The organism is Gemmatimonadota bacterium (genome assembly GCA_009838845.1).
GTDB lineage: Bacteria > Latescibacterota > UBA2968 > UBA2968 > UBA2968 > VXRD01.
In genome coordinates, this window is record VXRD01000172.1 from 2,369 (window position 1) to 24,102 (window position 21,734).

The window sequence follows — 21,734 nt, forward strand, 5'->3', positions numbered from 1 at the left end:
CAGATTGGTCAAGCCTGATAGGGGCGTGACGTCCGAGATGCTGTTGTTATCAAGATATAGCCGTTCCAGATTGGTCAATCTTGATATAATACCAGATAGTACAGAAAGGTCTGAGATTGAGTTGCCGCCAAGATCCAGCCTTGTCAGGTTGGTCAAGCCCGATAGGGGCGAGAAATCGGAAATATGGTTACTATTAACATAACCCACACCAGACACCAATTCTGTGCCGAGGTCCAAATTCGTCAGACTGATTGCCAACTCAAGCCCGGTCAAATCCCTGATGTTCGAGTTCGGAACTTCAAGTTCTGGGAAGAATGCCATCTCAAGATCGGTGATCGGATCATCTGATGCCTTGCCCATAGCGATCTTAATCGCCGCACGCAAGTTGGCATCCGGGATATTTGCTTCTGATAGGTTGGACAGACGCGACAGTACTGACCTGCCCCTGATCATCCTGTCGTCGTAAAGAAACAGCACTGTCAGGTTGGTTAAGCCAGACAATGGCGAGATATTCGAGATACTATTATAGGAAAGGTTCAGCGATGTCAGGTTGGTTAAGCCAGACAATGGCGAGATATCCGAGAATAAATTGCCGGAAAGAATCAGCACTGTCAGGTTGGTCAAGCCCGACAGAGGTGTGAGGTCCGAGATGACATTATCGGAAAGAATCAGCGATGTCAGGCTGGTCAAGCCCGACAATGGTGTGAGGTCCGAGATGCTATTATTGGAAAGGTTCAGCGATATCAGACCAGTTGCAAATTCGAGTCCGGTTAAATCGCGAATATACGAATCCGGTGCCTCAAGGCGTGTCAAACTCGCCATCTCTGCCCTGCTGATCGACGCACCCCTCGTCTTGCGCAGTGCAGACTCGATTGCTGTGCGCAGATTCGCATCCGGAATGGTAACTATCCCTGTACTGCCATCGCCAGACGTAGATACCTCTTTGCCAAAGCTACTGCTAAAAAGCAGAAAATCGCCAAAGCCAATTGCACCATCGCTGTCCAGATCGTACTTCGCTTCATATTGTCCATCGCCCTGACGCGCCCCAAACTGACCCGCAAACGCCAAAAAGTCGGCAAAATTAACCACACTATCGCCATTAAAGTCTGGCGTAACGGCTTGAAACTGTAACGCAACGCGAATATCCAGATTCACAGTCTCAAATTGCCCACCCCGACTGAGTTCTGCACGCACCAACCGAATCGTTGTGCCAGAAAACATAGCCGTTGTGCGAAAGCGAACGGTACCCACCAGACCGCTATTGGCGGTTGCTTGACCACCCAGAGATGCAATGCCAATTTCGACAAAACCCGTACCGTGCTCTGGCAGAGCCTGAGCATTGGGCAAGACATCGCCAGCATCAAAGCCCTCATACACAACCTGCGCGGCATCGTATTCAAAGCGCGCAGCAAGGCCGTTCGCATTCTGAATACCTGTGCCGAAGATCTGAATAGCAATAACCTGATCTGTGGACATATTGAGAGAGGTAACGGCTTGATCGCCTGCGGTACCATCCACATCCAGCGAGAGGGAAAAGGTATTTTGTGCCGAAAGAGACAGGGGGTACATCAGAAGCGCGAGTGTTGATAAAATTGACAGAACTCTATTCCGCATCGGTTTCTCCATGAGTTACAAATTTTAATGCTAACCGCCTTTAATTATTAATCGCCTGTCGCGCCGCTTCCAGGAACGTTTCGTAATTCCGACCACTGCGCAATACGCGGACAATCACGCCTCTGGCGTCTAAAAACAGCGAGGTGGGATAGCTTGTAACCTCATACGCATTGCGCGCTTCTCCCGTCGAGTCGAGAACAAAAGTCCAGGTGTAGCCATATCTTGTGATAAAACGCAGCTCCTGGATGCGCGTGTCTCGTACACCAATGCCGACGATCTGGATAGAGTCGGCCATGGTATCTTGCAACTTTTGTATGGCGGGCATTTCAGCAACACAGGGAGGACACCAGGTTCCCCAAAAGTTGAGAAACACGGGTTTGCCGCGTTGTTCATAGAGATTGAACGATTCGCCAGTGAGGGTTCTCAGCGTAAAGTCAGGGGCTTGCATCCCAACTTGAATGCCAATGGGAGCATCGGTGGTTGGCGGAGGGATTGTGATTGTCTGCCCGTAGAACTGGGCAAAAATGACAAAGTCCCGAAAATTGACTGCGCCATCCCCGTTCAGGTCAAACTGAGTCTGGGTCGTTCCATACCCCTGTGAAAATGCGATAAAATCGGCAAAATCCACTTTGCCGCTGTTATTGAAATCGCAATCTGATGCGATTGGTGCTGCGTGTACACAGGCAGGTAGAAGCAGGAAAAGCAATGTCCTGACATACTTAAACATGAGCACACCTCCAGAAAATACGCGCATATTCATTTCTATGTAATGATATTATGCGAAATAATTAGCACATACATTTGAAAAAAATAGCCAATTAAAAACTCGTTGTCAAGGCAAGAGTGCGAAATAATTAGCAGTATTTTTGATACCCGGACAGACACTGTTTACGCATCAGTTTCTCGCATATTTACGACAACGACTCCACCGCCTCAACAAGTGCCTCTGTAGTAATCCCAAAATGTGCCCAGGTCGCTTCGAGACCTTCCGACGGTGCAATCCTCGGATCTGTAATCCCCACATGCGCGTGGGCAATGTTGCACGACGAACCCACCAACCCTGCAAACCCGCGCAAACCCGTCTCAGGCGTCCCAATCTTTCCATCTTCAATCGTCGCCAAACCCTCGTAATTCGCCAGCACCTCATTCAACGCCCCATCGGGCAGCGGCAACCCATTCACCACATACACATCTGTCGGCTTGCCCTGCGCGAGCAAAACCTCGGCAGCCTCCGCGCCCAAAAAAGCTGGCGCGCCAAAAGCCAAAATCGCATGCCTTGCCCCATCGTATTTGCGGAAAGTCGTAATCGGCTCCCACGCCTCCCCCGGATTCCACAGAGAACCCGACCCATCCTGCTTTTGCAAAACCGGCAAACCCGAATCGCGCGGCACCCCAATAATATGCCCGCCGTAATGCGCCGCCATATCCTTCACCGCCAAAAACGCCACACGCGCATCTGCCGGTGCGTAAAACCGGTGCAAATAGGGCAAATACGTCAACCCCACATTAATCCAGTCAAGCCCCCAACCCGAAAAGTGATCGCGCCCTGTACACGCGCCCACATGAGAGAGATGAAACACCACATTAATACCCTCATTCACCCCATTCAAATTGCGCTGATACTGCCACATATCAAACCCCTCGCGCGCAATCCCCTCAAAAAACGCGGCAAAAGTCGAAACCACATTGAGCTGCGGCTCGTGCGAACTCATCGCCAGACCATTGGCGATAAGCGTCGCGGCTTGCTCCTCAATACTCATCTCAAACTGGTGATCGTCTGACAAATGCGCCCGAGCAGCCGCCAACTTCGTCGAAGGATCCAAATCGCAACTCACCACAAACACGCGATCGGGATGCGCCTCAGCCACCAGAGCATAAGCCGCCGCTGCACCATCGCGCGGACTCGCCTTCTCAGTCGGCAAATCAGCCGCCGCTGCCTTCCCCGCCGGAATCTCCAAATTCGCACTACCGGGTGCTGGCCGCGCCCTCGTAATAACCGTGCGCGACCCATTCTGCCGGAGCATTGCAAGCGCCCCTGCTTGATCAGCCGTCGCCTCAAACATCGCCCCACCGAGCACCTCTGCCTCAACGCGCCCCTGCATACTCCCATCGTGATGATTCTCTCCACCCGGCAAATCATTCACCAAAAACAAACACTCCAGCATCGGCTCTGTATCCCGAAAACTCATCAGCGACCCCGGAATCCACACCTGCTTATCCATCGGCACATCGTGTTGCGCGGCAAACGCCTCCACCGCCTCAGTCACCCCATAGCGCTCGCCAAAAGTCCTCAGCGTCACATCCTCCCCGGAAAACCCCGTGGGATAAATCAGACTCGGTCTGCCCTGCTGCGCGAGACCATACCCCTCTCGGTAAGCCCGATAAAGCGCGGCATTATCGTGAAGCGACGCAACCTCCAGCACCTCCACACCCATCGCCGAAATAGCACTTCGCGGATCCACATCCATAATACTCGCCGTACTACCCGACAACTGAATGCCATTGCGATGCATCACATAAGTAATCGGCGCACCGTGTACACTCGCCCCATTAAAACCATTGAGACCCTGTCCTGAAATCCACCCCGCATCCCCGCAATGGGCAATCACCCACGCATCGTCACACAATGCCTTCTTGCCCAAAGCCAGCCCCACAGCCACCGGAATCATCACCCCCAAACGCCCACCATTGAGCTGTGTTCCCCCCGGCAACCATGCCACGTGCCCGGGAAAATCCAGCCCGCGCCGAAACCTCTCGACAACGCCCTCTGCCGCCACAAAACCAAACGCCGCCAACGCCGAATAATACCCGACACTCGTATGCGCGTGCTCAATCGTATAAGTACGCGTATCGTAATCCGCCACAGACAGCGTCATCAACAACCCCGGGATCAACTCCAATCCCCCGCCCAAATGATCTAATTCCCCAATCTCAGCCAACGACGACAGCGCCCGAATCGCCGTGCGCGCGCCCTCAATCTGCAACGCCGTCAACGCCCGGTCTTCCGCTTCCTCAAGCGACTCAATCGTCGCAATATCAATATGCAGCCCCAGAACATCGGACGCGATCTCATCCCCGAGAAATTGCGTATCCTTCAACAGCGCATCATTGCGCTCCCCTTGTCTTTCTGCCAACGCCTTCATATTCGACATAATCTCTCCCCAGCCAGTGATAAACAAATTGCCATACGGTAACAATCCTAAAATAAACGTTCACCCCGCAACAATCCAGAAAAATCCCATCCATAAAATTCTGGCATCCATGCCCTGTCTATGTTATGTTTCACCCTTCACCCTTCACACTTCCATCCAAGGAGTCCAAAAATGCCAACCATGATCGCCGCGCAAATGTACACCGTGCGCGACTTCACCAAAACCATCTCAGACATTGTCGAATCCGTAAAAAAAGTAAAAGCCATTGGTTACGACGCCATGCAAGTCTCCGGCTTTGGTCCCATTGACCCCGCAGAACTAAAAAAAATAGCCGATGACAACGACATTGAAATCTGTGCCACACACACCGGCTTTGACCGCATGCGCGACGACACACAAGCCGTCATAGACGAACATCACCTCTGGAACTGCAAATACCCCGCCATCGGCAGCCTCCCCGCGTCTTATCGGGAAGACGGCGAAGCCGGATATATCCGCTTTGCCAAAGACGCCTCCGAAGTCGGCCACAAACTCGCCGACGCGGGCCTGACCTTTGCATATCACAATCACAACTTTGAATTTCAAAAATTCGGCAACCGCACCGCCCTTGAAATCATCCTGCAAGAAACAGACCCCAAAGCAGTACAACTCGAAATCGACGTGTACTGGGTACAGGCAGGAGGGGGCGACCCCGCCGAATGGATCCGCAAAGCCAACACCCGCATAGACCTCGTCCACGTCAAAGACATGGCCATTGAAGGCCGCGAAACCCGCTTTGCCGAAGTTGGCGAAGGCAACCTCAACTGGCCCGCCATCTTTGAAGCCGGGCGCGAATCCGGCACGCGCTGGTACATCGTCGAACAGGACCGCTGCTACGACCGCGACCCCTTCGACAGCCTCAAAATCAGCTACGACAACCTCCGCGCCATGGGTTTGTCTTGAACTATCGGGCGACCACAGGGGGTCGCCCCTACAATTAATAATATTATCACATCCGTTTTCATCCCGGAGTTCCCCATGCCTTACACAGATCACATTGAACAGGCCAAAGACCCCGTCACCTGTGCAGTACTCACCATCAGCGACACGCGCACCGAAGCCGATGACAAAAGCGGCAAAATCATAAAAGAACTGGTCGAAGCCGCCGGTCACAGCATCGCGTTTTACCGCGTAGTTAAAGACGAAGCCGACCAGATACGCGCGCTCATCAAACAAATCGCCGAAAAAGGCGAATGCCACGTCATCCTCACCAATGGCGGCACCGGCATAGCCGCGCGCGACACCACCTATGAAGCCGTCACAAGCCTCCTCGACAAACGCCTCGACGGATTTGGCGAAGTATTTCGCTTTCTCTCATGGGAAGACATCGGCTCGGGCGCCATGCTCTCTCGCGCCGTAGCAGGCGTGTACAAAGACACCATGATCTTCTGCATGCCGGGATCATCTGGCGCCGTGCAACTCGCCATGGAAAAACTCATCGTACCCGAACTCTCACACCTCGTCTGGGAAATCTGGCGACAAAAATAGAGATGGGAAAAGCAATGAATAACCGCGCAAAAATACTTCTTCTAATTTTGCTCTTCTGCCAACCAGCAGACGCGAAAGCGGACTGGCCGAACTGGGGCGGACCCAACAGAGACTTTAGAGTCAACGATACAGGCGTTTTCCCCCCCGATCAAAACTACGCCCTAAAAATCGTCTGGAAAAAGCCCCTCGGCGCTGGCTACTCATCCATCTCGGTTCTCGGCGACCTCGCTGTAACCATGTACTCCGATGAAACCTTTGATTACGTCATCGGCCTCAACACAACAGATGGATCAGAACGATGGAAATACAAAATCGGCACCGCATATCTCGGTCACTACGGCTCGCAAAGCGGTCCCCTATCAACGCCGATATTGACAGAAAACAAAGTCATCGCATTAGGACCCCGGGGAAAATTATTCTCACTCGACGCGAATACAGGAAAAGAACTTTGGGCGATAGACCTCGTCGCAACCCATCGTGCCACAGTGCCATTTTGGGGCTTTACCTCATCCCCAATTTTACACGACAATCGCCTGATCGTCCAAACCGGTGGAACACATGCAGTCTCCGCTTATAATCCCGCATCAGGCGACTTGATCTGGTCGGCATTTAGCGACTCGGTCAACTACCAATCGCCTGGCCTATTCGCCTTTGACAACCGCAAACACCTCGTCTTCTTTGGCAACAAATATCTCGCGGGCTTATCTCCCAAAACCGGTGAAATCCTGTGGCAATTTGCACATCGCGGACAGACCGGCGCGGGGCATACCAGCGGGCATCCCGTCGAAATTGGCGAAGGGCGATATTTTGTGAAAAACGGCGGCATGCTAATCGGCTTGAGAGCCGACAGCGAAACCTTTGCCGCAGAGGAAATCTGGCGGACCCGCCACATTCGGGGAACGTACAGCTATGCGGTATTTAACGCAGAACTTCTATTTGGATATAACGGCCGCATACTCACATGCATCGATACAAACACCGGAAACCGCTTATGGCGGTCACGCGAGCCGGGAGATGGCTTCCCCATCATCGTGGATAATCACCTCGTAATCATGACAAAAGAAGGCGACCTCGCCGTCGCGCAGGCTTCGGGTGAGGGATACCGCGAAACAGCCCGTTTGAAACTCTTCGACGAAATTGCCTGGACGCATGCCAGCCTGGCCAATGGCAGGTTTTACGCGCGTAGCATGTCGGAAATCGCCTGTATCGAAGTCGTGCCAGAAACACAAATAGCAAAATCAGACGCAGAAGACATTGCGCCAAACTCGCGCTTTGCACAATTTGTCGAAAAAGTAAAACAATCCACAGACAAAAAAACGCAAATCGATCAATTCATGGCACAACAGAAAAACTTCCCAATCCTCGAAGGCGAGAACCTCGTGCATTTTGTATATCGCGGAAAAGCGGAAGACGTCACCATAACCGGTGATCACGTAGGGCGGCGATACGACCATCCCATGCACCGAATTGAGGGAACGGACTTCTTCTATTCCACTGCACAACTCGAACCCGACGCCCGCATCACCTATCGCTACACCCTGGACTTACAGCGATCCATCCCCGACCCGCTCAATCCACGGCAAATTCGAACCCTCTTCTTTGGTCGCGCTTCCTATTTCGGCATGCCGCGCTGGCGTGCTCCCGACCATCTCAAAGCGCGCCGAGACGGTATTCACGGCAAAATTGATACCATGCGTTTTGTAAGTGCGGAAATTGGGGGACAGCGCAACCTGGAAATCTATCTCCCAGCGGGTTATCATGAAAGCAACGAACAATACCCCGTCGTGTATGTTCACGCTGCGCGCCGGCAGTGGTCCCTTGGAAAAATGAACATCTCGCTGGACAATATCATCGGCAAGCGCGTGCGTCCTGTAATCGCGGTCTTTGTCCCCTCTCTCTTCAGAGGAGGATACGCAGAATACGTAGGGGCAAACCGCGATGCGTACAATCGGATTTTTACAAATGAGATCGTACCCTACATCGACCGGACATATCGCACCATCAAAAGCCGCGAAGGTCGGGCAAATATCGGGACAATTTACGGCGGATTTATGGCATTTTACGCCACCTTTACCCACCCCGACATATTTGGCAAAATAGGCATACAATCCCTATCCTGGGATCAGACCGCAGAAGCCAAAGATGCAGACATGGTCTTTCAGGCAACAAAACAAATGCCCATAGATATTTATCTGGACTGGGGAAAATACGACTTGCGAAGCCCAATGGAGGGAAATGATCTGGGCAAGAGCACGGCGTCATTTGCCCAACTACTAAAAAAGAGAGGTTATACCTTTACTGGAGGCGAAGTAAACGACGGCGCGGGTTGGGCGAGTTGGCAAAACCGAACGGACAAAATATTTGAAACGCTTTTTCCCCTCTCGGATTGATTCAGTTTCCCTGCTTCCCGCTTCTTTCTTTCTCAGGTGATCTCGGCGGAGGACCACCGCGGTCACCCGCAGTGCGACTCCTGCGTCTATTGCGCCGCTTTATCTCTTCCAACTCTGCATGAATGGCTTTCTGAATTTCAACGCGAGAGGCACCATCGGCAATTAGTTTATCGATTTTCTTTTGGAGATCAGACATCTCGCCTTCTGTCAACTGAGAACCAGAGTAATCGGGTCTCTGCCCCTCCCAATTAATTCCCATAACAGCCAACTCGTCGCGTATCTCTCTGTAAATCCTGTAATAGGTCGCACCATTCGCTTTTAGAGCCTCGGCCTTTTTGCGAAGTGCAGCCATCTGATCTTCTGTCAACACCGCATTTAATCGCGTCAAAAATGTTTCTGTTAAATCGACGCCAAAGCCCTCGAGTTCGGCAAAAATAGCCATTCTAATCTCACGGGCTGTTGCCTCTTCCGCGAGTAATTCATTGATCTTCGCCTGCAGAGTAGTTCGCTGCACTTTTGTCAATTGCGCTGAGAGCACCCACAACAGTGCACTTCCCCGAGATCGCAGACCTTGACGATGGCGGAAGGTCACGCGATCATCAATACCATCGCCATTCTCATCGACAAAAGCCGGTGGCGACTCCTCCTGTTTTTCTTGTGTATTAGCAAACGCATCGCACCACAGCGTTGCAATTATCAAAAATATGGCAATTAAACACCGTTTCATATCTGCCATTTCCTGTAAAATCCGTAGTTAGGGGCTAACATCTATTTGACAAATCCATTGCCCGTCTTGTTCCAATCTTTATTTTTTCTCCAACCGGAAACATCAATATAAACCTCGCCCCACCCTCTGTCCTGTTCTCTACCTGCACCTGTCCGTCATTTTGCATCACAATACGCTTCACAATCGCCAACCCCAGGCCCGTGCCGCCAGTCTTTGAATCTTCATCCACCCGATAAAAAGGCTCAAATACTTTCTCTCTCAAATGTTCGGGAATACCACAGCCATCATCTTCCACACTGATATGCGCCATTTCATCCACTTTTTTGGCTGTAATCCAGATATGGTGCCTGGCATGTCGCACTGCATTGGTAACCAGATTGGTAAGCGCGCGTTTGAAATACGTCTCATTTGCCCAGACCATCAGGTGTTCACTATCGATATCCACGGAAATATCCCCGCGCAATTCTGCTACCATTTCGCGCAACTCTCCCATTTGTGCACAAACATCGATCTCTGTGCGATGTGAAATATCCCGATCCAACCGCGCAAAATCCATCAACTCTTCAACCAGATCATTCAATTCATAAACCGAACGTTCAATACGCTGAATATCCGCGCTCTGATCCCCCGATACGCGATTACCCTTCAATTGATCGAGAAGAAAAAAAATACGTGCCAGAGGTGTTCTCAGTTCGTGCGACACCACCCTCAAAAGCTCCCGCTGCCCACCTACTAACCCCTCAATTCGATCGGCCATACCATTGAAACTGCGCGCCAAATCCGCCACGGCCTGGCCCTTCCCAACTGGAGATCGGCTGCTCAAATCACCACTCCCAAATCGCTCGGCGGCATCCGACAATGCGTAAATTCGACGTTCAAAAGGGTGAATTAAAAAATAAATCGCCACACCTATACCCAACAAAATCGCGACCAAAATACCAAAAAAGAAAACATCAATCTGAAAAAAGAAATTGCCGCCATCGCCCTCACCATCTCCTTCTTCAATCAAATTATCCTGCCATCGAATCATCTCCTCGAGCAGGTATGGTCCCAACACAATAACATCGCCATTGGGTGCCATCTGGTATGTTTGCAATCTTTTCTCTATGGAAATAGTCACAACCTCTCCAGCTTTCAAACCGTCTTTCTCAGCCGAAGAAAGCGGCAAAACAAAAAACGGCTCCAGCGTAATGGGCATGCGATGCGTCAAACTGAACATATTGAGCACCAGCAACTGCGCCACGGGATCCGAATCCACAGCCTCGAGTTCCTCGCGAACCATTGCAATAAGCGCCTGAGTCTTGTCCTCAAAATCAGCCTGCCGAACAGAGGCGACCCACTGCTTTGACATTGCCAAAAAACCAAACACACTCAAAAGCAGAACAATGGCAATTCCCGCATAAATACGGATAAATTGTTTCCTCATCGGTCACTCGCTTTCACTCCGCGCTGACCAACAGATAACCCACACCGCGCACGGTCTTGATCGAAACAGATGTTGAACCATCGCCGCCGAGTTTTTGGCGAAGGCGCGAAATGTACACATCCACGCTGCGATCCAACCCATCGTAATCGTAGTTAAACAACGCCTGATAAATATCCTGCCGACTCACCACTTCACCGGCTCGAACGACCAGATAATAGAGCAAATCAAATTCATAAGTCGTAAGGTCAACGACGCGTTCTCCCATCCTGACCTCCCGGCGATTTGCATCCACCATCAAATCTCCCACCATCACCCGCTTTGACGCCGTGGGCTTCTGGGTACTAACAGCCCTGCGCAGCAACGCGCGCACCCTTGCCAGAAGCAATTGGGGTCGCACGGGTTTGGTCACATAATCATCACCACCCATCTCCAGACCCAAAATTTCATCTAATTCGTCATCTCGAGCCGTCAAAAATAAAATTGGCCCATCGTATTCTGGACGCACTTCCCGGCAGACAGTATATCCGTTCATCTCCGGCAACATAACATCCAGAATGATCAGATCGGGCGGAGAAGCCAAAATGCGATCTCGAGCAGCCCTGCCCTCGGACTCGTGCCAGACCACAAATCCCTCATTCTGCAAAAAATCGCGCGTCAAATCCGCCAATTCCCTATCGTCTTCAACCAGCAAAATCGTCTGATCGGCCATGGGATTTATCCCTGATTTTGGATTTGCCTGCTCACTTACACCAGACTCTTCACAGTTTCCGCAATCTGTGCGCGTTGTGCATCGGTCGCCGGTCGCCCTGGCGGCCTCGGGTCTCCACAATCAACCCCCAATCGCGCACTCAACGCCACCTTGATCACCGAATGAAAGCCGCCGCCTGCGCTCAACATCTCATAAGCACGCGATGCTTTATCCTGTGCTGCTTCTGCCGCCTTCAAATCCCCTGCCCGATACGCATTCCAGATCGCCACCCACAATTCGGGAAACACATTCAGCGGCCCATCCACACACCCACACGCGCCAATAGTCATCGCCGGCAACATCAACCGGTGATTGCCAATAAAACACGACAAGCCCATCCCGGCAAACGTCCGCACATTTGCAAACGTCTGAGCCGAATGCTTTAACCCCTTCAGTTGCGGCACGCGGTCTTGAATTTTTGCCATCATCCCAGGCGTAATTTCCACGCCTGTTGCCCCCGGCAAATTGTACACAAAGAGCGGCAGATCAGCAGCATCTGCCACAATCCGATAATGCTCGGCAATATCGTCGTCATCGCGCCGATAAAAAAACGGCGGCACACAACACAGCGCATCTGCACCCACACGGGCTGCGTGCTCGGCCAATCGCGCTGCGCGGTCTGTTGTTGGCGCACCCACATGCATAATAACTTTTGCACGCCCATTCGATTGATCCACAATCGCCGATGCAATCTGCATATTTTCATCATCGTCCAACAACACACTCTCCCCGGTACCCCCCGCGACCCAAAAACCGTGTACACCGGCTTCAATATTAAACTCTACAATTTTGCGAAACACCGCTTCGTTAAACCGTCCGTCCTGTCCCATAGGCGTCGCAATAGCAGGTACTACGCCTTCAAAACTACTCATTCAAATCTCCCATTTTAGAGTCATTGCCCCAGCGTGCGAATATCCAACCGCGTAATACTCACATGCCCCGCGCGCAAAACCATACCATCTGTACCTGCGCGTTCTTCTACCTCTGGCTGATCGATATTGTGATAATATCCCTCTTCTGATGCTTCAAAACACGACGTGTAAAACGTATGCCCGAGCACTGTTGGTATAACGCGCCAGTCATCAGATAGTTCAGCCGGCATATTCACATTCCACGTCACGGGGTCGGACAGAAAATCTGTCCGATCGTTCAAAAACGCAAACACCCGGTGCAACATCGCGCGACACTTTTCCAGCAACGGCTCCCGCACATCGGGCTGCATCGCGCGCTGCTCAACCCACTGCCGAAACACATGTCTGGGCAAAACCTGTGACAATGCCACCCCCGGCAATCCCGCAATATTGGCTTCTAAAGCAGCTCCAACCGTCCCCGAAGAAAGCGTGAAACTCAACCCCGAATTACTACCCATATTAATACCCGAAATTACCAGATCGGGTTTGCCGCCGTCAAACAAATGATAAATGCCAAAATTCGCGCAATCCGCTGGCGTCCCCGAAAAAGCATACGTCTCACACGCAAATCCATCCAACCGCTCGACATGACGCGTGCCAAACCGCGTCATCGCCTTGCCTTTCCAACTCTGCTCCTCGGCAGGCACCACGGCTTTCACATCTCCCATCACCTGAAAATAATCCACTGCAAACAGAAACAGAGGAGAATCCAAACTATCGTCATTCGTCAATAAAATTTTCAAAAATCACCTCACAAGCCCGTGATGCCGAAGTTTTTAAACTTGGGAGGTAAGGGCTTAGAATTTGTTTTGCTTTAGCAAATTGATCCTTACCAAAGCGTGTTATGCTGAGTATATTTGTCAATATGAAACTCACACTTCAAATACAACTGTTGCCGGACGTTGCCACAGGCCAGAAGCTAAAAGCGACTGTTGCACGGTTCAATGAGGCTGCCAACTATCTTGCATCGAAGGCTTATGAGCGCACGTTGGCGAATAAGTTTGCCCTACAAAAGTTGTACTATTCAGACTTGCGTCGCCAATTTGGTTTGTCCGCACAAATGGCTATCCGTTGCATTGCCCAGGTTGTAGAAGCATTTAAGCGCGATAAAACGGTGCAACCGTCGTTTCGCCCAACTGCTGCTATGCCCTATGATCAACGGTTGTATAGCTTTAAGGGCATAGATCGTGTTTCGTTGCTCACCCTTGAAGGGCGCGTGCTTGTGCCAATGTTGATGGGCAACTATCAGCGTGAGCAGTTTGGCTATGCCAAAGGGCAAGCAGACCTTGTGCTCCGCAAAGACGGCAAGTGGTTTCTGCTTGTCTCTGTCGATGTACCCGACGGCACGCCGATACCGACGACAGACTTCATTGGCGTTGATCTCGGCACCACCGACCTTGCTGTTACAGACGATGGTGAAACATTTTCTGGCGACACGGTTGAAAATGTCCGACAGAAGATGCACGATCTGAAAAAGTCGCTCCAACAGAAAGCGTCTGCTCTTGTCAAGCAAGGCAAGAGGCCGAAGAATGTCCGTAGAAAACTCTCTGTTATCTCTGGTAGAGAGAGCAGGTTTCGCAGGAACACCAACCATATCATCTCTAAGCGCATTGTTGAGAAGGCTAAAGACACTGGCAAAGCCATTGCCCTTGAAGACCTCGAAGGCATCCGCAAGAGCCAGAAACGGTTTCGCAAGCCTCAACGTGCTAAACTGTCTGGGTGGTCTTTCTTCCAGCTCCGCACATTCGTCGAATACAAGGCAAAGCGTGCTGGTATCCGCATAAAACCTGTTGACCCCAAATATACCAGCCAGACGTGTGCCGAGTGTGGACACTGTGAGAAAGGCAATAGACACACCCAGGCATCCTTCAGATGCAAAGTGTGTGGTCACAAAGACCATGCCGACCGCAACGCTGCTCGGAACATCCGGGCAAGGGCTTTGTGTCAACAAGCCTAAAGTCTCGCCATACCCCCAATGGTGGTGTCAACCACCGGGGGAATCATGTGGCAGGGACAAGCCCACAGGCTTTAGCCGGGGGTGGTTGACACCCCAATCTCCTCAAAGGGATACATCGGCTCGCGGCGAAACTCGTATTCAAAACCCCGCATATCCGCCGCTGTCGCGCCGGGTGTATCCACCCGAATCAAAGCCGTACACACCGGCTGATACGCCGCAACAGGTGCATGCACACCCTTGGCTACAACCACCTGAAACGCGGCGGGATCGAGATCGCAACTCGTCATCAACCCCAGACTCACGGGCACCGCGCGCCGAGAAGTCAAACTAATTGTAATACCCGTATCCGTCTCCACAATCGCCGTTGGACCCATATCAAAAGACGTTCGCCCGCCGTGTCGCACCTCAGATTCTCTGTACTTCCCCGCGTGCAAACTGCGCACCCGCACCTCTGCCCTCAAAGGCGCACCATGTAACTCATCCGTCTTGCCTCCAATATCCAGCACCACGCGATTTCCAACCCCTGCATCTCGCACTCGCTCCTGCGATTCCGGATCAAAAATACACACAAAGCCCGTGGTATTCCCTCGCCTGTGCAACTCGTGCAAAATCTCCGTACCATCGCCGGCAGATCCCCCGCCTACATTATCGCCCATATCGAGCAAACAAACAGGACCCTCTTGTCCCACCGCCATATCGACAGCATCGGGAACAGCGATATACTCTCCCACAAACTCCGCACGATGTACGAACAAATAATCCGACAGACGATTCGCCAGCACCTGTGCCCGGTCCATATCACCATCTGTCACCACCACAAATGCCGACCCCATCTCCTCCACATCGGCATACGGAAAACCCAGCACAATACTATTCGACAAAACACCTGTCTCTTCCAGCATCTCATCTGCCAACTCATACATCGGCAAACACGGCGGCGCAAAAGTCGATTGACGCTCAATATTAATCCCAATAGGCGGAAAAGCCCCCGCTTGTACAGGCTTCACCTCCCCCTTCAGCGTTCGCACCATCAACGACGCAGCTTCCAACCCCCGCTGTTTCTGATCGAGATGGGGATTCGAGCGATAGGCAATCGTCGCATCGCACGCCGCAACCATGCGCGGCGACAAATTGGCATGTGGATCAATCGTGCAAATAATCGGCTTCTCAGACCCAACCACCTCGCGCAAACGCGACAACCAGTGCCCATCCAGATCGCGGTACTCATCGCCCTCACCCGAATTTGCCCCGTGAGGTGCCACGAGATACCCATCCACATCACCCACAGCCTCCACCTCATCAAACATCAACCGCATCAATTCTTCACACGTCCCTCTGGTAATGCGTCCAGAAGGCGTTGTACCCGCATGAAAAATCGGCAGAGCATCTATGCCTGCCGACTCCAAACCTTCTAAAAACCCACTAACTTCGTGATGTCCACCCGAATAGTGATCATACATCGCCCGACCCGTAAAAACCCCGTCCCGTCGGAACGAATCCATAGTCGTTGGCGTGCTGATAAACGTATTCGACTCGTGCAACAGCGAAATAATGCCCACGCGCATCGAGAATAGTCCTCTCATAGTTCCACAACGAGATACGTCTCCTCCACCGTCACCTCATAAGTCTCTGCCACATAAGGTCCCTTCACCAATCCCGCCATATCTCCCTCGCCCTCTATCTCCGCGCCCTGTGCAACTTCCACCTCATAGCTGCGCACGCGCACACTGGAAGGATCGACCCACGACTGCCCCGTCTTAATATCGTATTCCCATCCGTGCCAGGGACACCGCAAAATTTCACCCTTGCGCGTGTACTCGTATTCTCCCGGCACTCTCGCGGTCACAAAACCCGATACTCGCCCCTTGCACAGCGCGCCCCCCTGATGAGGGCATCGATTCCTCAGGGCATAAAACTCGCCATGCACATTAAACACCCCGATCTCCCGCCCTTCCAGTATCACCAGCTTCCGCTCGCCCGGAGGGATCTCATCAACCGTTCCTATAATATGTTTTGCCATAAAAACCCATTCACAATGAATACAGTGTTTCCCAAGATGCTTTCAGTTGTATTTCATCATCATGTGTCACTCGTCCCAAAGAACGAGAGATATAAATTTTCTCCAAACATGTAACTTTCGCCAGCCTCACCCATGATGCCCTCAGCAACCCGCACTCAGACCAATTTTTCAATTTAATATCACCTCTGCCCGAACGTTCTCGAGACGTTATAGGTACCACCACGACATCCGCGTCACCAATGTCTAATACAACCAGAGCAGGTCGTTGTTTGTGCTCATCTATTCCAGACTGAGGAAATCTAATCAACACGATATCCCCGAACTCATAAGTCATCGTAGATCTTATCCGAGTCGTCGTAAGCCGCCAGGAACCGCTCTTTTGAGAGGTGATACCAATCGCGTTCATCTTCGTCTTTATCCGGAACAGCGATCACAATATCATCCCCTGGGTTATCAAGTACTGGTTGGCTTAATTCCAGATGTGTTGCATCTAAAATTTTAGCCTTAATGATTTTCATTTCTTACTCCTTGTGATCACGCCAACCGATACAACGCCCGCGCATTCTCCGCCAGAATATTGCGTCGCACATCCTTATCCATCCCCAAGGGCAGCGCCACATCGGGCGCGTCAAAATCCCAGTGGGGATAATCCGTGGCAAACATCAACTTATCGTTCATATCCATATGATCCATCATCTGAAAAAAGTACTCGCGTTGTGGGGGTTCTTCCATAGGCTGCGTACTGATCCAGAAATGATCGCGAACATACTCCGACGGCAACCGCTTCAAATGCGGCAACTCCACCTTCAACTTCTGATAACAACTATCCAGCCGCCACATCAATGCGGGCATCCACGCAAATCCCCCCTCAATCAAAACCACCTTCAAATCCGGAAACTCTTCAAACACCCCCTCATACACCAGACTCGTCACCTGCGCCTGAAATGCCGTGGGCATGCCACCGTGGTCCTCAATATAATGCGAAGGCTTGCCCGCGCCCGTAATTGGACCCGCACCTGTACCGCCAAAATGAATCGCAAGGGGAAATCCGTTTCTCACCGCAGCCTCATACATCTTCCAGTACTTGCGACTGCCCAGAGGCTCCATTGTCCGCACCACGAGAAGCACCTGCACAAACCCCGGATGATCGCCCATGCGGTCGATCTCTGCCGCGGCCAACTCGCCATCTTCATAAGGCGCAATCACAGACCCGCGCAACCGGGGTTCGCGCCCGAGCCACGCATCGGCTTGCCAATCGTTCACAGCCTGTCCCATCGCCGCTGCATAACGCAAATTTTGCTGTCCACCCACGCCGATCAAAGGCGTTAAAATGCCGTAATCCATATCCCACTCATCCAGCAATTGCGCGCGCAAAAAATCCAAATCGGATCCCGGTGGTCCCGAAGGCGGCCATGCATCGTGGCGCGCGGCATTTGGCACAGCGCGGGGATACCCCGACCCGGTTCGTCCACGGCCACCGATAGTTCGGTGATAATCGTGCCATTCCTCTGCCAGATATTGAAACCACATATCGCCCGATTTCATAGTCACATGAACATCGCAATCAATCACGGCTGTCTTCTTTTGCCTTTCTATTTTTACCTCTTCCATCAGCGTATCAGCCATCTCAGCCTCCTTGAAATCAAAATGCCATCTAACTATAGAATTATAACCCAACACATCAGAGAAAGCAAATCCGATATGCGCTGTATCTGCATCGTTCAAAAGATAGGTCTTTATCTCTTCAATATCAAATGCCCAGCACGGCACATTGACATAGATGTGACCATTCACCAAACATAATGATCATAGTACGCGAATCAGTAAAAGAAAAATATCTCTTGACATATCTCTGTTAGTAGGCTAAATCATTCAGAGATGATAATTGTGAAAAAATGAATGCTCAGAATCAGTGGCTACTGATAGGTCTGCTAATCCTTTACCAAATGCAGGAAAGCGTTTTCCATCATGCAGGTTCCGACACCACAAGACAAGCTGGCAGAATTTGACGCCCGCTTGAGCCGTATTGAAGGCATTGTTGAGCAAATCAGCACGCGCTTGACAAGCCTTGAGAATCGCGTTGAGCAAATTCAACAAGCAGCCAGAACAGACTTTCGTTGGCTGGTCGGCATCCAGGTCACCACGATTGTAACACTTGGAATGCTGATTCTGGTTAAACTCGGATAAACAATGGCAGGTGTTGTGCAAGTGGCGAAATCAGGACGTAATTTGTTTTTTGTTCCAAACACTGGCGTACATTACAAAAATCCCGTCTGGTCATTCCAGCGCGGGATTTTTATTACATATCGCGTTCGGTGAAACTGGATCGCGGCTCAACACCATACCGCGATGACGGCGCTATTGATGGGGTTGATTGATGATTAAGAACTCTTCGTCTCACTTTCTATTACTTCACCAAGCCGATCAATTAGATAAACCGGTATATGAATCACATTTAGCCCTGAAGATGTCGTGAGTTTTCCCGGCATATCGAGATTGACGAGAACGCCCAGATTGCTCCCATGCCGCGCAGCGTATTCTGATAGACCACCTGTATCCCGCGGCCTTGTGACAAGCGACGCTTTGCACTCAATGGGTATGGTATCGCCCAATGCCGTCCGAAAAATAAAATCGACCTCGGAACTATTGACACCCTTTTTCCAACCCGTCAAATCCTGTCCCAATACCACGAGTTCAGTCGCCAGCATATTCTCAATAATACCCCCAAGGGGCGCGCGCTGAGCGGCATCGAGACTTGAGAGAATATCAATACGCGGCAGCGCGGTCAGTCGCAGGTCATTGGCCAATCCCGGATCGTAAAGATATCGCTTGGGCGAAAAGCCCTGTTGCTCTGGACGTGTGCCCTGGATATTGGACTTATAGATCAGCTTCCACGACTCGAGCAATTCCAGAAAATCCGGTACCCTTCTATAAAGAGCTGACGTCGTCCGAACCATCTGCGCGTACTTGCTTGGGCTACCGAGATTTGATGCCACACCGCGCAAACACTGATCAAACAAAGATGCTTCGGTCGCCGAAAAAATCCTGGCAAAATCACTGCGATAGTCGAGATACAAATCCCGACGCAACTGCCGCCAATCCATCTGGTCAAAAAACGATGAGGCAACCGCCGGTAGCCCTCCCACATCGAGATACGACTGCACGTATTTGAGAAGGCGTTCATGTAAGAACAGGGGGATCTGAAAGAGGTCTTCAAAAGCGAGCAACTCTTCCTCTTTACCACAACGAAGAAACTCTCTAAAACTGAAGGGTTGTAGCAAAAATCGCGTAACTCTTCCAACGGGAAAACGCGTCTCCGGCCCGAAGATACGCGACATAGAACTACCCGTAAGAATAACCGGTGTGTGCTGCCATTTCTCTTTCATAAAGCGCACAAACCCACCCAGTACAGAACACTCTTGCGCCTCATCAATACACAGAATGCGTTGCCCATTGCCTTTGAACTGATACACAGTCGCAAGATACGTCTCAAAATCTGCAAAATCCCTGCAAGAATTGAGATCGTGAACCGCGCGGTTGTCCTCTTCCAAATTCAAATAGAGAATCTCGCGGTCCAGTTTCGGCCTGATAGATTCTATAAGTGTGGTCTTACCAACCTGCCGCGCGCCTTCTAACAGGGCGACATTCGGATGTTCAACGCGATGGGATAGATATGCAATCAGACGTCTTTCCAGATCTCTTTGTATCATGCTTTTCTCCTATTTCAACAAAATTTAGCTAAAAATTGTCATAATTTCAACAAAATTTAGCTAAAAATTGTACGAATTCAGGGGAAAAACGCACCTGTGGACCGGCTGTCATGAAACGAATCGCAATTATACTTTTGGGATTGCTCTTGATTACCTGTGGCGCGGAATCGCCCACATCGCCACAGGCAGTGGCGGGAATTTACACATTGCAGGCGGTTAAAGTTGACACGGGAATCGGACACGCTCAGATCTATCGAAATCATGAGGCGGAAGAAAATCCACCCACTGGATTTATCGAATTAAACCCCGACAGAACCTATCGCTTGTCTGCGAGCTTTGGCAGTCCAGACCAGAGTATTTGGGAGATAGATGGAAACTACGCTATCAATTCGAAACTTGAAATTACGTTTTCCACGTCAGGAAGAAATTTTTCGGGATTTTTCTACAATAACCAGAGCCGGATTGCCGTAACAGAATCGCTCTCTGATTCTATCGTACTCATGATATTTGAAAGAGATCAAGAGACGCGACCTTAAACTCCCTCATCACATCCCCAACACCATCTGCAACAGCGCCATACGAATAAAAACACCGTTGTGTGCCTGGCGAAAATACGCAGCGCGGGGATCTGTATCAACAGCCGGATCAATCTCATCCACCCGGGGCAGGGGATGCATCACAATCGCATTTTCCGAAAGTGCCGACATCGTCTCCACATCGATAATATATTTTCCCCGCGCCCGCTCGTAATCTTGTATCCGATCACCAAACCGCTCGCGCTGAATCCGCGTCTGATACACCACATCCACCTTCGACATCACATTCATCAGATCTTCTTCTTCCTCAAACGCCACCCCGTGTTCCGTCAGATATCCCTTGATATCATCTCTCATACGCACAACGGTTGGCGCGACAAAATACAACTTCACACCATCGTACTTCGTCAACAAATAAGCCAACGACCGCGCCGTGCGACCATTTGCCAGATCGCCGACCAATGCCACGCGAATACCATCTAACCTGCCGATCTCCTTCTGAATCGTGTACACATCCAAAAGCGCCTGCGTGGGATGCTGCCCAGGCCCGTCGCCCGCATTGATAATGGGAACCGACGCCGCATCTGCTGCTCGCCTTGCGGAGCCGCTCTCGTAGTGCCGCAACACAATCACATCGGAATACCCCTCTACAATACGGATCGTATCCTCCAGCGTCTCACCCTTTGCCGCCGAAGAAAACTCCCGCGCGCTCTCCGTCGTAATCACCTCGCCGCCCAGGCGATACATCGCCGCTTCAAAAGACAACCGCGTGCGCGTACTCGGTTCATAAAACAAAGTCGCCATAATCCGCCGATTCAAAATATTCGAACCATAACGGCTGACCACATGCTCCATCTCGCGCGTCACGTCAAAAATCTCATTCATAACATCTCGGCTAAATTGCTGCGCCTCCAGCACGTGAAACAGACTATCCATATCTTACCCTCCGTGTAAAAAAAAACCCCCCATAATAAGGTGCCGTTTGATTAAATATATTTATTTTTGCATGAGTACAT

General features: G+C 51.2%; 19 protein-coding genes and 1 pseudogene (1 of these 20 cut by a window edge). 6 read left to right on the top strand and 14 right to left on the bottom strand.

Translation table 11 applies throughout. From position 1 onward, the window contains the following. From F4Y39_24860 to F4Y39_24870, 3 genes and pseudogenes are all read right to left on the bottom strand, one after another. Positions 1 to 1,626 (bottom strand): annotated as a pseudogene (locus tag F4Y39_24860) (hypothetical protein); it reaches 801 nt to the left of the window's first position. 28 nt (positions 1,627 to 1,654) lie between these two features. After that, positions 1,655 to 2,374 carry a redoxin domain-containing protein gene (locus F4Y39_24865; GenBank protein ID MYC16966.1) on the bottom strand — a complete coding sequence of 240 codons (720 nt, stop codon included), beginning with the start codon at positions 2,372 to 2,374 and terminating at the stop codon, positions 1,655 to 1,657. A 151-nt stretch (positions 2,375 to 2,525) separates the two neighbouring features. Then, positions 2,526 to 4,766 (bottom strand): hypothetical protein, encoded by a 2,241-nt coding sequence (locus F4Y39_24870; protein ID MYC16967.1) that lies wholly within the window; start codon positions 4,764 to 4,766, stop codon positions 2,526 to 2,528. A gap of 171 nt (positions 4,767 to 4,937) precedes the next feature. Between F4Y39_24870 and F4Y39_24875 the strand changes: the two genes are divergently transcribed. The 3 genes from F4Y39_24875 (at position 4,938) to F4Y39_24885 (ending at position 8,683) form a co-directional block, all read left to right on the top strand. Continuing rightward, positions 4,938 to 5,708 (top strand): sugar phosphate isomerase/epimerase, encoded by a 771-nt coding sequence (locus F4Y39_24875; protein ID MYC16968.1) that lies wholly within the window; start codon positions 4,938 to 4,940, stop codon positions 5,706 to 5,708. A gap of 75 nt (positions 5,709 to 5,783) precedes the next feature. Next, positions 5,784 to 6,293, top strand: coding sequence for a MogA/MoaB family molybdenum cofactor biosynthesis protein (locus F4Y39_24880; protein ID MYC16969.1), 510 nt, complete (start codon positions 5,784 to 5,786; stop codon positions 6,291 to 6,293). Between the two features lie 2 nt (positions 6,294 to 6,295). Beyond that, positions 6,296 to 8,683 (top strand): PQQ-binding-like beta-propeller repeat protein, encoded by a 2,388-nt coding sequence (locus F4Y39_24885; GenBank protein ID MYC16970.1) that lies wholly within the window; start codon positions 6,296 to 6,298, stop codon positions 8,681 to 8,683. Between the two features lies 1 nt (position 8,684). On the opposite strand, the gene F4Y39_24890 is transcribed toward F4Y39_24885, so the two are convergent. The 5 genes from F4Y39_24890 to surE are packed head-to-tail and all read right to left on the bottom strand — an operon-like array spanning position 8,685 to position 13,238. Then, the gene (locus F4Y39_24890) at positions 8,685 to 9,410 is read right to left on the bottom strand and encodes a hypothetical protein (protein ID MYC16971.1); all 726 of its coding nucleotides are present in this window, start codon (positions 9,408 to 9,410) and stop codon (positions 8,685 to 8,687) included. A gap of 34 nt (positions 9,411 to 9,444) precedes the next feature. Further along, the gene (locus F4Y39_24895) at positions 9,445 to 10,836 is read right to left on the bottom strand and encodes a HAMP domain-containing protein (GenBank protein MYC16972.1); all 1,392 of its coding nucleotides are present in this window, start codon (positions 10,834 to 10,836) and stop codon (positions 9,445 to 9,447) included. Positions 10,837 to 10,849: 13 nt separating this feature from the next. Then, positions 10,850 to 11,545, bottom strand: coding sequence for a response regulator transcription factor (locus tag F4Y39_24900; protein MYC16973.1), 696 nt, complete (start codon positions 11,543 to 11,545; stop codon positions 10,850 to 10,852). A gap of 35 nt (positions 11,546 to 11,580) precedes the next feature. Then, positions 11,581 to 12,456, bottom strand: coding sequence for a dihydrodipicolinate synthase family protein (locus F4Y39_24905; protein ID MYC16974.1), 876 nt, complete (start codon positions 12,454 to 12,456; stop codon positions 11,581 to 11,583). A 20-nt stretch (positions 12,457 to 12,476) separates the two neighbouring features. Then, positions 12,477 to 13,238, bottom strand: coding sequence for a 5'/3'-nucleotidase SurE (surE, locus tag F4Y39_24910; protein ID MYC16975.1), 762 nt, complete (start codon positions 13,236 to 13,238; stop codon positions 12,477 to 12,479). A gap of 101 nt (positions 13,239 to 13,339) precedes the next feature. On the opposite strand from surE, the gene F4Y39_24915 reads away from it, so the two are divergent. Continuing rightward, positions 13,340 to 14,452 carry an IS200/IS605 family element transposase accessory protein TnpB gene (locus F4Y39_24915; protein ID MYC16976.1) on the top strand — a complete coding sequence of 371 codons (1,113 nt, stop codon included), beginning with the start codon at positions 13,340 to 13,342 and terminating at the stop codon, positions 14,450 to 14,452. Between the two features lie 71 nt (positions 14,453 to 14,523). On the opposite strand, the gene F4Y39_24920 is transcribed toward F4Y39_24915, so the two are convergent. From F4Y39_24920 to F4Y39_24935, 4 genes are all read right to left on the bottom strand, one after another. After that, a complete protein-coding gene (locus F4Y39_24920; GenBank protein MYC16977.1) occupies positions 14,524 to 16,017 on the bottom strand; it encodes a M81 family metallopeptidase in 1,494 nt (497 codons plus the stop codon). 14 nt (positions 16,018 to 16,031) lie between these two features. Then, complete coding sequence (locus tag F4Y39_24925; GenBank protein MYC16978.1) at positions 16,032 to 16,472, bottom strand: Rieske 2Fe-2S domain-containing protein; 441 nt, start codon at positions 16,470 to 16,472, stop codon at positions 16,032 to 16,034. Positions 16,473 to 16,482: 10 nt separating this feature from the next. Beyond that, the gene (locus F4Y39_24930; protein ID MYC16979.1) at positions 16,483 to 16,878 is read right to left on the bottom strand and encodes a type II toxin-antitoxin system PemK/MazF family toxin; all 396 of its coding nucleotides are present in this window, start codon (positions 16,876 to 16,878) and stop codon (positions 16,483 to 16,485) included. Positions 16,879 to 17,006: 128 nt separating this feature from the next. Next, on the bottom strand, positions 17,007 to 18,083 hold the full coding sequence (locus F4Y39_24935; protein ID MYC16980.1) for an amidohydrolase: 1,077 nt from the start codon (positions 18,081 to 18,083) through the stop codon (positions 17,007 to 17,009). Positions 18,084 to 18,440: 357 nt separating this feature from the next. Here F4Y39_24935 and F4Y39_24940 point away from each other — a divergent pair, with 357 nt between their 5' ends. Continuing rightward, on the top strand, positions 18,441 to 18,659 hold the full coding sequence (locus tag F4Y39_24940; GenBank protein MYC16981.1) for a hypothetical protein: 219 nt from the start codon (positions 18,441 to 18,443) through the stop codon (positions 18,657 to 18,659). A 194-nt stretch (positions 18,660 to 18,853) separates the two neighbouring features. On the opposite strand, the gene F4Y39_24945 is transcribed toward F4Y39_24940, so the two are convergent. Next, positions 18,854 to 20,182, bottom strand: coding sequence for an ATP-binding protein (locus F4Y39_24945; GenBank protein ID MYC16982.1), 1,329 nt, complete (start codon positions 20,180 to 20,182; stop codon positions 18,854 to 18,856). 110 nt (positions 20,183 to 20,292) lie between these two features. Here F4Y39_24945 and F4Y39_24950 point away from each other — a divergent pair, with 110 nt between their 5' ends. Further along, complete coding sequence (locus tag F4Y39_24950; GenBank protein ID MYC16983.1) at positions 20,293 to 20,718, top strand: hypothetical protein; 426 nt, start codon at positions 20,293 to 20,295, stop codon at positions 20,716 to 20,718. A gap of 9 nt (positions 20,719 to 20,727) precedes the next feature. On the opposite strand, the gene pyrB is transcribed toward F4Y39_24950, so the two are convergent. Further along, the gene (gene pyrB / locus F4Y39_24955) at positions 20,728 to 21,654 is read right to left on the bottom strand and encodes an aspartate carbamoyltransferase (GenBank protein ID MYC16984.1); all 927 of its coding nucleotides are present in this window, start codon (positions 21,652 to 21,654) and stop codon (positions 20,728 to 20,730) included. Positions 21,655 to 21,734: the final 80 nt, after the last annotated feature.

Bases quoted from the DNA above. Each gene is read 5' to 3' on its own strand.
- F4Y39_24865 (MYC16966.1), bottom strand. From the start codon at position 2,374: ATGAATATGCGCGTATTTTCTGGAGGTGTGCTCATGTTTAAGTATGTC.
- F4Y39_24900 (MYC16973.1), bottom strand. From the start codon at position 11,545: ATGGCCGATCAGACGATTTTGCTGGTTGAAGACGATAGGGAATTGGCG.
- F4Y39_24945 (MYC16982.1), bottom strand. From the start codon at position 20,182: ATGATACAAAGAGATCTGGAAAGACGTCTGATTGCATATCTATCCCAT.
- F4Y39_24930 (MYC16979.1), bottom strand. From the start codon at position 16,878: ATGAACGCGATTGGTATCACCTCTCAAAAGAGCGGTTCCTGGCGGCTT.
- F4Y39_24885 (MYC16970.1), top strand. From the start codon at position 6,296: ATGGGAAAAGCAATGAATAACCGCGCAAAAATACTTCTTCTAATTTTG.
- F4Y39_24950 (MYC16983.1), top strand. From the start codon at position 20,293: ATGAAACGAATCGCAATTATACTTTTGGGATTGCTCTTGATTACCTGT.
- F4Y39_24895 (MYC16972.1), bottom strand. From the start codon at position 10,836: ATGAGGAAACAATTTATCCGTATTTATGCGGGAATTGCCATTGTTCTG.
- F4Y39_24940 (MYC16981.1), top strand. From the start codon at position 18,441: ATGCAGGTTCCGACACCACAAGACAAGCTGGCAGAATTTGACGCCCGC.
- F4Y39_24880 (MYC16969.1), top strand. From the start codon at position 5,784: ATGCCTTACACAGATCACATTGAACAGGCCAAAGACCCCGTCACCTGT.
- F4Y39_24875 (MYC16968.1), top strand. From the start codon at position 4,938: ATGCCAACCATGATCGCCGCGCAAATGTACACCGTGCGCGACTTCACC.
- F4Y39_24890 (MYC16971.1), bottom strand. From the start codon at position 9,410: ATGAAACGGTGTTTAATTGCCATATTTTTGATAATTGCAACGCTGTGG.
- F4Y39_24870 (MYC16967.1), bottom strand. From the start codon at position 4,766: ATGTCGAATATGAAGGCGTTGGCAGAAAGACAAGGGGAGCGCAATGAT.
- F4Y39_24935 (MYC16980.1), bottom strand. From the start codon at position 18,083: ATGGAAGAGGTAAAAATAGAAAGGCAAAAGAAGACAGCCGTGATTGAT.
- pyrB (MYC16984.1), bottom strand. From the start codon at position 21,654: ATGGATAGTCTGTTTCACGTGCTGGAGGCGCAGCAATTTAGCCGAGAT.
- F4Y39_24925 (MYC16978.1), bottom strand. From the start codon at position 16,472: ATGGCAAAACATATTATAGGAACGGTTGATGAGATCCCTCCGGGCGAG.
- F4Y39_24905 (MYC16974.1), bottom strand. From the start codon at position 12,456: ATGAGTAGTTTTGAAGGCGTAGTACCTGCTATTGCGACGCCTATGGGA.
- F4Y39_24915 (MYC16976.1), top strand. From the start codon at position 13,340: ATGCTGAGTATATTTGTCAATATGAAACTCACACTTCAAATACAACTG.
- F4Y39_24920 (MYC16977.1), bottom strand. From the start codon at position 16,017: ATGCGCGTGGGCATTATTTCGCTGTTGCACGAGTCGAATACGTTTATC.